This window comes from Sphingomonas sp. BK481, from assembly GCF_014194875.1.
In the GTDB taxonomy this organism is placed as follows: Bacteria; Pseudomonadota; Alphaproteobacteria; order Sphingomonadales; family Sphingomonadaceae; genus Sphingomonas; species Sphingomonas aerolata.
On the sequence record NZ_JACIAP010000008.1, the window covers coordinates 114,015 to 125,710 of the forward strand.

Below are 11,696 nucleotides of genomic sequence, written 5' to 3' on the forward strand. Positions count from 1 at the left end.
TGTGCCCCAAACGCGTGCCCTCACCCTTCCGTCGCCTGCGGCTCCTCCCTCCCTCTCCCCCGAGGGGAGAGGGTAAGTCGCTCAATACGTAACCCGCTCCGCCTTCACGCCGAGCTTCGCCAGTTGCGCCTGAACGCTGTCCTGCCCCGCCAAATGCCCCGCGCCGACCGCGACGAACACCGTCCCCGGCGACTTCATCCGGCTCGCGACCCACTCCGCCCATCGGGCATTGCGATCGATCAGCAGGGCCTTTGCCACCTCGGGCGAGTCCTTCAGGCTTTCGTTCATTTCGCGCGCGAGCGCCTCGGGATCGCCCTTCGCCCATTCGTCGACCATCGTCGCCATCGTCGTCTCGAGCTTGGGCAGTTCGTCGATCGTGCTTCCGAGGAACTGCAGCTGCGCCTGTTGCGACAGCCCGCCGAAATAGCCCAGCTGCTGCTCCGCGGTCTCCAGGCCCGTCACCGGCTTGCCCGCCGCCTTGGCCGCGGCAGCGATCACCTGCTCGGGCCCGTTCGCCGCATCATAGCCAAGCTTCGACAGTGGCGCGATCGACAGGTTGGTCGCCGCGAGCCACGGGCGGAACCGGTCGAACGCGTTCGCCGGCAGCCCGAGATCGGTCACCGCCTTGGCATAGGCGGCGCGCTTGTCCGCCGGGATCTGCTCGGTCAACGTCGGCCCGTCCTTCGTGACGCCGGTCGCCATGACCAGGGTCTGCATCTTGGCGGGATCGGGCATCACCAGCTCGAGCACCACCTGCTGCGAGCGGTCGAACGCGGTCTTCACGGCCTCGTCGAACCAGGTCATGCCGGGTTTCAGAACATGGATCGTCCCGAACAGGTAGATCGTCGTGTCCTTGTCCTTCACCACCCACAGGGCGGGATCGGCATCGTTGGCGACCTGCGCCGGTTTCGGCGCGACCTGCGCGCAGGCGGGCAGCGCGAACGCCATCGCGATGGCGGACAGCGTCGAGCGCAGCGGGGCGGAGCGTAGCGACGCGAGTCGGGAAAACAGCTTCAAGGGGAGGGCATCCTCATCGTTGGTCGGCCCCATGTAGGATGCGCGATCGCAACGCACCACTTGCCTCGCGCACCCCCATCCGCCAAAGCCCGCGCGTGACCCAGCCCCTGAAAAAGCCTCTTAGCTTCCAGCGCATGATCCTCACGCTCCATGACTATTGGAGCGATCACGGGTGCCTGATCCTGCAGCCCTATGACATGGAAATGGGCGCGGGCACGTTCCACACCGCGACGACGCTGCGCGCGCTCGGGCCGAAACCGTGGAATGCCGCGTTCGTCCAGCCCTGTCGCCGTCCCACCGATGGCCGCTACGGCGAGAACCCGAACCGGCTCCAGCATTATTACCAGTATCAGGTGATCCTGAAGCCATCGCCCGCCAACCTCCAGGAACTCTACCTGGGGTCGCTCGCGGCGATCGGCATCGACATGCTGAAGCACGACATCCGCTTCGTCGAGGACGATTGGGAAAGCCCGACGCTTGGTGCGTGGGGGCTCGGCTGGGAGGTCTGGTGCGACGGCATGGAGGTGACGCAGTTCACCTATTTCCAGCAGATGGGCGGCTTCGACATGAAACCCGTCGCGGGCGAACTGACCTACGGGCTCGAGCGGCTGGCGATGTATATCCAGGACAAGGACAGCGTCTACGACCTCGCGTTCAACGACGCCGGGGTCACCTATGGCGAGGTGTTCCTGGAGAACGAGCAGGAGATGTCGAAGTGGAACTTCGAGGTCGCCGACACGGACTCGCTGTTCGACCAGTTCCGCAAGCACGTCGCCGAATGCGAGAACTCGCTCGCCGCCAAGCTGCCGATCCCGGCCTATGAGCAGGCGATCAAGGCCAGCCACATCTTCAACCTGCTGCAGGCGCGCGGGGTGATCTCAGTCGCCGAACGCCAAGCCTATATGGGCCGCGTCCGCGACCTCGCCAAAGGCGCCTGCGCCGCCTGGATGGATAAGCACGGATGGGCGGCGTGATGCGCCCCCGCAGCGCCGCAGGCTGTATCTCTTCTTCTCTCCGCGTTCTCTGCGCCTCCGCGCGAACAGATTGTCGCGCAGAGACGCAGAGAACGCAGAGTGTTTTTGCTCCGACCGGTGAGCCCGAATGACCGACTTCCTCCTGGAGCTCCGCTCCGAAGAAATTCCCGCCCGGATGCAGGCGAAGGCGCGTGAAGACCTTGCCAAGCTGTTCACCGCAGAACTCGCCAAGGCCGGGATCGCGACCAGCGCCATCGTCACCTACGCGACGCCGCGCCGTCTGGCGCTGATCGCGCGCGATCTGCCGATCGAGACTGCCGCGGTGTCCGAAGAGGTGAAGGGGCCAAAGACGTCGGCGCCCGCGCAGGCGCTCGAAGGGTTCCTGCGCAAGACCGGTCTCACGCGCGAGCAACTGGTCGATCGCGGCGGCACGTTGTTCGCGGTCACCGAAAAGCCCGGCCGCGCCACCGCGGACGTGCTTGCCGAGGCGATCCCTGCGATCGTCCGCGCGTTCCCCTGGCCCAAGTCGATGCGCTGGGGCGATGCGTCTGCCAGCACCGAATCGCTGCGATGGGTCCGCCCGCTGCAGGGCATTGTCGCGCTGCTCGGCGAGACGATCGTGCCGTTCGAGATCGCCGGCATCGCAAGCGGCGCTGCGACACTCGGCCACCGCTTCCACCATCCGTACCAGATCACGATCGGCGGCGCGCACGACTATGTCGAGAAGCTGCGCGCCTGCCACGTCATCGTCGATCACGACGAGCGCGCGACGCTGATCCGCGATCATGCGCGCGAGGCTGCGATGCAGGCCGGGCTCGAACTGATCGAGGACGAGGGCCTCGTCGCCGAGAATGCCGGGCTCACCGAATGGCCGATCCCGCTGCTCGGCCGGTTCGACCCCGCATTTCTCGACGTGCCGCCCGAGGTGATTCAGCTCACCGCGCGCGTGAACCAGAAATATTTCGTCTGCCGCAGCGCCGACGGGACGCTGGCAAACGCGTTCGTCTGTACCGCTAACATCGCGGCGCACGACGGCGGCGCGAAGATCGTCGAGGGTAACCGCAAGGTTCTCGCCGCGCGTCTGTCGGATGCGAAATTCTTCTACGACACCGACCTGAAGGTGCCGCTCGAAGAGCAGGCGGAGAAGCTCGAGAAGATCGTCTTCCACGAAAAGCTCGGCACGGTCGCGGACAAGGTCGACCGCGTCGCCAAGCTCGCGCGCTGGCTGGTCGAAGAGGGTATTGTCGGAGGTACGAGTTCGTCCTCCGCTACCTCTTCGTTCCCCGGCGAAGGCCGGGGCCCAGTTGGGAACGGCGCTTTGGCTGAGGCCGTCGCGTCGTCACAACAGCCTTCCCACCTGGACCCCGGCCTCCGCCGGGGAACAGAAGAAACGCCCGAGGCCCGGGCGGAACTCGCCACCCTCGCCGATCGCGCCGCGCGTCTCGCCAAGGCGGATCTCGTCACCGGCATGGTCGGCGAGTTCCCCGAGTTGCAGGGCCTGATGGGCGGCTACTACGCCGCAGCCCAGGGCGAGCACCCCGCCGTCGCCGTCGCGATCCGCGACCATTACAAGCCGGTCGGGCAGGGCGATGATGTCCCGACTGACCCGGTGACGGTCGTGGTCAGCCTGGCGGACAAGCTGGATACGCTGTTCTCGTTCTTTGCCGTGAAGCTATTTCCAACTGGCTCAAAAGACCCGTTCGCTTTGCGAAGGGCAGCTCTGGGTGTCTTGCGGACCATTCAAACGGCCAATCTCAAATTCAAGATCGACGCGGCAGCTCGCGCCTGGTCTGGGGAAGAGAATGCTGCGCTCGGTATAGTACTCTCCGATTTTCTGCATGATCGCCTCGGCGTTCAGCTGCGCGAAGCCGGCATCCGCTATGATTACGTCCAAGCTTCCACCGGTTGGGGCACTGGAAGCGACGACCGCATTGATCGGGTCGAAGCGCGGGCCAAAGCGCTCGCGAATTTTATATCGACCGAGGATGGGAAGAACCTGCTCGCCGGCTACAAGCGCGCGGCCAATATTCTGAAGAAGGAAGCCCCTTCTACTGCCCCTCTCCGCGCAGGGGAGAGGGAGCAGTATGCGCCCGAACCCGCAGAGGCCGCGCTCCAGTCTGCGCTCGACGCCGCCGAACCCCGCGCAACTGCAGCAATCGCGGCCGAAGATTTCGCCGCGGCGATGGCCGCGCTCGCGTCGCTGCGGGCGCCGATCGATGCGTTCTTTGATAGCGTTATCGTCAACGACCCTGATCCCGCCAAGCGCTCCGCCCGTCTCGCGCTACTTGAGCGTATTCGCGCCGCAGTGCACAACGTCGCGGACTTTTCAAAGATCGAGGGCTGACCCGCCCCGCTTGCAAAGACAATCTCTGCCGCCTTGCGCGCAACAACACCTAGAGGACCTGCGATGACCCAATATGTGTACCGTTTCGGCGGCGGTGTTTCGGACGGCGGCAAGGGCGACAAGAACCTGCTCGGCGGCAAGGGCGCGAACCTTGCCGAGATGGCGTCGATCGGCCTGCCGGTGCCGCCGGGCTTCACGATCTCGACCGATTTCTGCGCGGTCTATTATGACGAGGGCGGCCAGTTCCCGCAGGGCCTGCGCGACGAGGTCGCGACCGGCCTCGCACATATCGAGGGCGTGACCGGCAAGGTGTTCGGCGACGCCGCCGACCCGCTGCTCGTTTCGGTCCGCTCGGGCGCCCGCGCGTCGATGCCGGGGATGATGGACACCGTCCTCAACCTCGGGCTCAACGACGAGACGGTCGAGGGCCTCGCCGCCAAGTCCGAGGACGCGCGCTTTGCGTGGGACAGCTATCGCCGCTTCATCCAGATGTACGCCGACGTCGTCCTCGAGCTTGATCACGGCGCGTTCGAGGAAGCGCTCGAAATCGCCAAGGAAGATCAGGGCTTCACGCTCGACACCGAGCTGAGCGCGGACGACCTGCGCACGCTGGTGACCGAATATAAGGGCCTCGTCGAAAAGCTCTGGGGCAAGCCCTTCCCGCAGGACGTCCACGACCAGCTCTGGGGCGCGGTCGGCGCGGTGTTCGGCTCGTGGCAGTCGGAGCGCGCGAAGGTCTATCGCCGGCTCAACGACATTCCCGCCAGCTGGGGCACCGCGGTCAACATCCAGGCGATGGTGTTCGGCAACATGGGCGACACCTCGGCGACCGGCGTCGCGTTCACGCGCGATCCGTCGAAGGGCGACCGCGCATATTACGGTGAATTCCTGATCAATGCGCAGGGCGAGGACGTCGTCGCGGGCATCCGCACCCCGCAATATCTGACCAAGGTCGCGCGCGAGGATGCCGGCGCCAAGGCCGCCTCGATGGAAGAGGCGATGCCCGAGGTGTACGGCCAGCTCGCGGGGGTGTTCGACAAGCTCGAAAACCATTACCGCGACATGCAGGACATCGAGTTCACGGTCGAGAAGACCAAGCTCTGGATGCTCCAGACGCGCGCGGGCAAGCGGACCGCCAAGGCTGCGCTCAAGATCGCGGTCGACATGGCGAATGAGGGGCTGATCACGCGCGAGGAGGCGATCCTGCGCGTCGAGCCGATGGCGCTCGACCAGCTGCTCCACCCGACGCTCGATCCCAATGCCAAGCGCGACGTGCTGACCAAGGGGCTTCCCGCCTCGCCGGGCGCCGCCTCGGGCGCGGTGGTGTTCGATGCCGATGCGGCGGAGAAGAAGGCCGCCGACGGCGTCGCGGTGATCCTCGTCCGGACCGAGACCTCGCCCGACGACATTCACGGGATGCACGCCGCGCGCGGCATCCTGACCGCACGCGGCGGGATGACCAGCCATGCGGCGGTCGTCGCACGCGGCATGGGGCGCCCGTGCGTCTCGGGCGCGGGGACGCTGTCGATCGACACCAAGGCGAAGATCATGCGCTGCGGCGGCCGCGAGGTGAAGGAGGGCGACCTGCTCACGATCGACGGCAGCACCGGCGAGGTGATGATCGGCGCGGTCGCGACCGTGCAGCCCGAGCTGTCGGGTGATTTCGGCACGCTGATGACCTGGGCGGACGAGGTTCGTCGCCTCAAAGTGCGCGCCAATGCCGAGACGCCCGAGGATTGCCGGGTCGCGCGCGAGTTCGGCGCGGAAGGCGTCGGGCTGTGCCGCACCGAGCACATGTTCTTCGAGAGCAGCCGCATCACCAACGTCCGCCAGATGATTTTGGCGAGCGACGAGAAGGGTCGCCGCGCCGCGCTCGAGAAGCTGCTGCCCGAACAGCGCAAGGACTTCACCGAGATCCTCGAGGTGATGGCCGGGCTGCCGGTGACGATCCGTCTGCTCGATCCGCCGCTCCACGAATTCCTGCCGCACGAGGAGTCGGAGTTCGCCGAGGTCGCAACCGCGGCGGGCATCGACGTCGACACGCTCAAGCGTCGCGCGGCCGAGCTGCACGAGTTCAACCCGATGCTCGGCCATCGCGGTTGCCGTCTCGGCGTGACCTATCCCGAGATCTACGAGATGCAGGCGCGTGCGATCTTCGAGGCGGCGGTCGACGTCGCGGAGAAGTCTGGCGCGGCCCCGATCCCCGAGGTCATGATCCCGCTGGTGGCGACCCGCCGCGAGCTGGAGCTGATGAAGGCGGTCGTCGACAAGGCCGCGCAGGCGGTTTTCGCCGACAAGGGCCGGACGATCGAATATCTGGTCGGCACGATGATCGAGCTGCCCCGCGCCGCGCTGCGGGCAGGGGAGATCGCGGAAGTCGGCGAATTCTTCTCGTTCGGCACCAACGACCTGACGCAGACGACTCTGGGCGTCAGCCGCGACGACGCGGCGCGGTTCCTCGGCGCCTATGTCGAGCAGGGCATCTATGCGAAGGACCCGTTCGTCAGCATCGACGTCGAGGGCGTGGGCGAGCTGATCGAGATCGCCGCAGAGCGTGGCCGCAAGACGCGTTCGGGCATCAAGCTCGGCATCTGCGGCGAGCATGGCGGTGATCCGGCCAGCATCGCGTTCTGCGAGAAGGTCGGGCTCGATTACGTCTCGGCAAGCCCGTACCGCGTGCCGATCGCGCGTCTCGCTGCGGCGCAGGCGGCGCTGAACAAGGAATAAATAACCACCCCGGCGAAGGCCGGGGCCCAGGTGGAATGTCCAGAGTAACTAGGGACCGTCCACAGTTACCAAACATCCCCAACTGGGCCCCGGCCTCCGCCGGGGTAGTGCAAAGAGTGTTTCCCCGCGAAGGCGGGGATCCAGACTGGGCTCCCGCCTTCGCGGGAGAACAAGCAGTGGGGGAACAACGCCCCCCGAACCCTCACCGACGCTGGTTGAAGTCGAACCAGCCGCGCTTGGTGCCGTCGCTTGCATAGCCCGGTCGGCCCGTTGCATAGCCGTCCGAATAGGCCACATCCCGGTCCCGCGATACGGGCGTCGCCGTCGTCCGCGCGACGGGCGCTGCCACTGGTGCCGCCACCGGAGCTGCCGCCGCCGCCTTCACCAATCGCGCATTCTCATGCTCGGCCTCGACCGCACGCTGTTCGGCGGCACTCGCGCGCATGTCGGTCTCCTTACGGGTCGCGCCATGCGCATCGCGCTCGGCAAGATAGCGCGCCTTCCACTTCTTGCCGCCGGGATGGCTGGCGAGGCCCAGCAGCCAGCCCGCGATCAGGACCAGCCCCAGTGCGGCGAACTGCGTCGGTGTGGAAAACAACGGCATCGTGAAAACCCTCCTGTTACGGGGGCTCAACGAACCGCTGCGGCTGGGGTTGCCTCAGCTCTTGAGCAACGCATCCGAGATCGAACAGGCCGCCGGCCCGAGGATGACGACGAACAGCACGGGCAGGATGAACAGGATCAGCGGCACGGTCATGATCGCCGGCAGCCGCGCGGCCTTTTCCTCGGCACGCATCATCCGTTCGTTGCGAAACTCGTTCGACAGCACGCGGAGTGCCGAGGCGAGCGGCGTGCCGTATTTCTCGGTCTGGACCATCGTCGTGACGACACCCTTCACCGCGTCGAGCTTCACGCGGCCGGCCAGATTCTCGAACGCGCTGCGCCGGTCGGTGAGGAAGCCCAGTTCGATCGCGGTCAGCGTGAATTCCTCGCCCAGTTCGGGATAGGCGCGGCCGAGTTCGCGCGCAACGCGGTGGAACGCCGCATCGATCGTCAGACCCGCCTCCGCACAGATCACCAGCAGGTCGAGCGCGTCGGGCAGGCCCTTGCGGATCGCATCGGTGCGCTTGGTGATCTTGTTGTCGAGATACAGGTCGGGGGCCTTGTAGCTGAGGATGAAGCTGACCGCGACGAGACCGTATTTCTTGAGCGGGCTCCACGTCGCGAAGCCGTCCGTGCCATAGACCCAGATGACCATTGCGCCGCCGATCACGATCGGCAGGACGAGCCGCCCGAAGATCACCGCGGGCGCCCATTCCTTCGACCGGATTCCCGCTTGCGCCAGCTTGACCTGGACCGCCTTGACTTGGCTGTCCTGCAGGACCTTCATCGACGACAGCCAGCCGCGCATACGGTCGGCGGCATCGTGGCGCTGCACGAGCTTGGCGCGCCGCTTGGTCGACGCCGTGATGCCCGCTTTCAACTGTTCACGACGATCGTTGAGCGCCTTGACCCGCTTGGCCATCGGATCGCTGACCGTGGTGGCGGCATAGATCGCCACCATCACCGCGAAGGCGGCGACTCCCGACAGGATCGTCGCGACCCACAGGACGTCGAATCCGAGCAGCATAGGTCCGGCGGTCTCACCCATCATCCTGCTCCTAAATCTCGAAGCTGATCATCTTGGACATGATGAACGACCCGATCGCCATCCAGCACAGCCCGCCCATGCCGATCACCATCAGCCGTTCGTCGATGAAGAACTTCTGCATGTACGTCCCGTTGATGAACCAGATCAGCCCGAACACGATGAACGGCAGCGCGCCGATGATATAGGCCGATGCCTTGGATTCGGACGACATCGCCTTGATCTTCAGCTTCATCTGCGCGCGCATGCGCAACACGTGGGCGAGGTTGGCGAGCGTCTCGGCCAGATTGCCGCCGGTCTCGCGCTGGATCGCGATGGTGATGACGAAGAACTGGAATTCGGGCGTGCCGAGCCGGTCCGCGGTCTCCTGCAGCGCGACGTCCATCGTCCGGCCGATCTTCATCTTGTCGCTGACCGATCGGAATTCCTCGCCGACCGGACCATCGACCTCGGCGCCGACGACGCCGATCGTCTCGCTGATCGGCAGACCGGAGCGCAAGCCGCGTACCAGCAGCTCGATGGCGTCGGGAAACTTCTGCGTGAACTTGGCCACCCGGCGCTTGAGGACCTTGCCGACCACCAGATGCGGGATGCCGATGCCGACGAACAGGCCGACGAACAGCGCGAGGAAGATCGGCATGCCGCGCACCAGCATCAGGAACGCGACGACCAAGGTGAGGCCGGCGCTCGCCATGCCATATTGGCCGACGGTCCAGTCCTTGCCGGTCATCGCCAGCCGCTTGGCAAGCTCGGCACGGTTGGGCAGGAACCGCCCGACCGCCAGATCCATCCGCGTGTCGCCCGCCATCGCGATCCGCCGCATCTGTGCCTCGGGCATGGCGACGCCGTCGCCGTGGCGCATGCGCAGCGACGCGACCCGGCGCGTCTGCGCGCGTCCCGCGGAGGGGCCGGCGAAGGCGTACAGCAGCAGGCCGAGCACGGTGCAGCCGCCCAGCGCGACCATGATGACGGGAAGCATGTCCATCGTCGCCTAGGCCCTCTGCGCCCGATCGGCGCGCATCCGCGACCCGTGCGGCGTCACGACTTGGTCGCCCGCTTGGCCATCAGCCCCTTCAGGTCGCTGAACTTGCCGAGCAGCGAGACGCCGCCCGACCGGCGGGGCGTCTTGGCGCTCGCAGCCTCCGTACCGGTGGCATCGACCGCGACCATCAGTTCGGTGACGAGCGCGACGATCGGCACGATCGTCTTCGACGTCTTGCCGGCCTCGACGATCGGCTTGCCGAGCTTGGCGGCCTGCGCCGCGAGCTTCTGGTCGAACACCACGACATGATCGATCCGCCGCTCGATCGAGCCCTCGAAATCCTTGCGGCTGATCTCGAGCTGACCGCCGGCATGCATCCGGTTGGCGAGCACGAGCACCCGGGTCTTAGGCGCGTTGGACTTCATCCACGACAGCAGGCGGATCGTGTCGCGTGCCGCCGCCAGCGTCAGGTCGGTGACGAGCACCGCGAGGTGGACTTCGCTGATCAGATGCGGATGCTGGACCAGCATGCCGCGCGGCAGGTCGACGATGGTGCAGTCGAACGCCGCACACATCTCCTCCTGCAGCTGGTAGAAGGCGGCGCCGTCGGTCATCAGCGGCGCGTTGATCGGCGCCTCCGCGCTCAGCACCGACAGCTTCTCCGACGCCTTGACCATCGCGCGCTCGATGAACAGCCCGTCGATCCGGCTCGGATTTTCGATCGCATCGGTCAGCCCGCGGCCCGGCTCGAGATCGAGCGACAGCGCGCCGGTGCCGAAATGCACGTCGAGATCGAGCAGTCCAGTCGCGCGCTGTTCCTTCTCCGCGATCAGCCAGGCGACCGACGTCGCGATCGTCGATGCGCCGACGCCGCCGCGCGTGCCGATGATCGCGATCGAGCATTGCGGACGCGCCGGGGCATGTTCGACATGCTTGGGTGCGCTGAGCATCGCCTGCGCATGGCCGAACGCCTCGCGCAGCATGTCGGGATGCAGCGGCTTGAGCAGATAGTCCTGGATCCCGCTGGCGACGAGATCGCGGTAGAGCCGGACATCGTTCACCTGGCCCGCCGCGATCACCACCGTGCCGGGCTCGCACACTTCAGCCAGCGCGTTGATGTCGTTGAGCGGATCGCCCGATTCGGCGAGATCGACGAACAGGATCTGCGGGCTCGCGGACACCGACAACGACTGGATCGCGTTGCGCAGACCGCCCTTGCTGACCTTGTCGACCGACCAGCCGAGTTCGGCCGCGATCGGGCGCAGCGCCTCGGCGGTCGCCTCGTCGCAGACATAGGCGGCGAAGGGTTCGCGGTGCGCGATGCCAGCGGGCTTCCAGGGTGCGTTCATCACTTGCCCCCTGTGGTTTCGGACCGCAGCGCGTTGTTTGCGCCGGTCGGCACCGCGCGGCGATACACGTCGATCGCCTTGAACGAGGAGGCCGGGTCATAGGTCTCGGTGTCGCCGGAACCGCGGACCAGATCCTCGGGCCGCGCGACCATCGCCGCGAGGTTGCGGTTCATCGCGCACCCATAGTTGGACGAGGTGTGGCTGGCGATGTCGATGCTCGCGTCGCGCGACCAGTCGGGGCAGCCGGGGACATCGGCGCGCATCCGCGTGACGACGATCCGGATCGCACCGGGGCTGACCGGCGCCTGCGTGACCGGGGTGTCGGGGGACAGCAACAGGCCATAGCCCGCGACGACGTCGGCGATCTCGGCGCGCGCCATCGGTGCTTGGCCCGCGGGATCGTCGATCGCGACGCGGTCGCCATAGCCGACCCGCATCGTCGTCATCCAGCCCGCCAGCCGCCGCGCCTCGCCCTGCGCCAGCGTGCCGCCGGCGGTGCCGAGGTCGAGCGCATAATTGGCGCGGCTCACGACCGGCTGGTGAACCGATTCGAGACCGCGATTCTCGGTCCCCATACAGCCGCCGAGCAGCAGCGCGGATCCGAGCGATAGCAGCAGGATCGGGTGTTTCGTCATCGTGCGAAGTCCTTGAAACA

At 66.5% G+C, this 11,696-nt stretch carries 9 protein-coding genes; 3 read left to right on the forward strand and 6 right to left on the reverse strand.

The window, feature by feature from the left end; translation table 11 throughout:
- Positions 1–81: 81 nt before the first annotated feature.
- Positions 82–948 (reverse strand): TraB/GumN family protein, encoded by an 867-nt coding sequence (locus FHY04_RS15620; protein ID WP_183937148.1) that lies wholly within the window; start codon positions 946–948, stop codon positions 82–84.
- A 203-nt stretch (positions 949–1,151) separates the two neighbouring features.
- Here FHY04_RS15620 and FHY04_RS15625 point away from each other — a divergent pair, with 203 nt between their 5' ends.
- From FHY04_RS15625 to ppdK, 3 genes are all read left to right on the forward strand, one after another.
- Positions 1,152–1,991, forward strand: coding sequence for a glycine--tRNA ligase subunit alpha (locus FHY04_RS15625; RefSeq protein WP_183937090.1), 840 nt, complete (start codon positions 1,152–1,154; stop codon positions 1,989–1,991).
- 127 nt (positions 1,992–2,118) lie between these two features.
- Complete coding sequence (gene glyS / locus FHY04_RS15630) at positions 2,119–4,335, forward strand: glycine--tRNA ligase subunit beta (protein WP_183937091.1); 2,217 nt, start codon at positions 2,119–2,121, stop codon at positions 4,333–4,335.
- Between the two features lie 63 nt (positions 4,336–4,398).
- On the forward strand, positions 4,399–7,062 hold the full coding sequence (gene ppdK, locus FHY04_RS15635; RefSeq protein WP_183937092.1) for a pyruvate, phosphate dikinase: 2,664 nt from the start codon (positions 4,399–4,401) through the stop codon (positions 7,060–7,062).
- Positions 7,063–7,264: 202 nt separating this feature from the next.
- On the opposite strand, the gene FHY04_RS15640 is transcribed toward ppdK, so the two are convergent.
- From FHY04_RS15640 to FHY04_RS15660, 5 genes are read right to left on the reverse strand one after another with little or no spacing between them, the layout of a single operon-like run.
- Positions 7,265–7,666 (reverse strand): hypothetical protein, encoded by a 402-nt coding sequence (locus tag FHY04_RS15640; protein WP_183937093.1) that lies wholly within the window; start codon positions 7,664–7,666, stop codon positions 7,265–7,267.
- A gap of 54 nt (positions 7,667–7,720) precedes the next feature.
- Positions 7,721–8,716 carry a type II secretion system F family protein gene (locus FHY04_RS15645; RefSeq protein ID WP_166746147.1) on the reverse strand — a complete coding sequence of 332 codons (996 nt, stop codon included), beginning with the start codon at positions 8,714–8,716 and terminating at the stop codon, positions 7,721–7,723.
- 7 nt (positions 8,717–8,723) lie between these two features.
- Positions 8,724–9,695 (reverse strand): type II secretion system F family protein, encoded by a 972-nt coding sequence (locus FHY04_RS15650; protein ID WP_183937094.1) that lies wholly within the window; start codon positions 9,693–9,695, stop codon positions 8,724–8,726.
- A gap of 53 nt (positions 9,696–9,748) precedes the next feature.
- The gene (locus FHY04_RS15655; protein WP_183937095.1) at positions 9,749–11,041 is read right to left on the reverse strand and encodes a pilus assembly protein CpaE; all 1,293 of its coding nucleotides are present in this window, start codon (positions 11,039–11,041) and stop codon (positions 9,749–9,751) included.
- A complete protein-coding gene (locus FHY04_RS15660; protein ID WP_244180360.1) occupies positions 11,041–11,676 on the reverse strand; it encodes a CpaD family pilus assembly protein in 636 nt (211 codons plus the stop codon). Before FHY04_RS15660 ends, FHY04_RS15655 begins: the two co-directional genes overlap by 1 nt.
- Positions 11,677–11,696: the final 20 nt, after the last annotated feature.

Coding starts and splice junctions, on each gene's coding strand:
- FHY04_RS15620 (WP_183937148.1), bottom strand. CDS start 948: ATGGCGTTCGCGCTGCCCGCCTGCGCGCAGGTCGCGCCGAAACCGGCG.
- FHY04_RS15625 (WP_183937090.1), top strand. CDS start 1,152: ATGATCCTCACGCTCCATGACTATTGGAGCGATCACGGGTGCCTGATC.
- glyS (WP_183937091.1), top strand. CDS start 2,119: ATGACCGACTTCCTCCTGGAGCTCCGCTCCGAAGAAATTCCCGCCCGG.
- ppdK (WP_183937092.1), top strand. CDS start 4,399: ATGACCCAATATGTGTACCGTTTCGGCGGCGGTGTTTCGGACGGCGGC.
- FHY04_RS15640 (WP_183937093.1), bottom strand. CDS start 7,666: ATGCCGTTGTTTTCCACACCGACGCAGTTCGCCGCACTGGGGCTGGTC.
- FHY04_RS15645 (WP_166746147.1), bottom strand. CDS start 8,716: ATGATGGGTGAGACCGCCGGACCTATGCTGCTCGGATTCGACGTCCTG.
- FHY04_RS15650 (WP_183937094.1), bottom strand. CDS start 9,695: ATGGACATGCTTCCCGTCATCATGGTCGCGCTGGGCGGCTGCACCGTG.
- FHY04_RS15655 (WP_183937095.1), bottom strand. CDS start 11,041: ATGAACGCACCCTGGAAGCCCGCTGGCATCGCGCACCGCGAACCCTTC.
- FHY04_RS15660 (WP_244180360.1), bottom strand. CDS start 11,676: ATGACGAAACACCCGATCCTGCTGCTATCGCTCGGATCCGCGCTGCTG.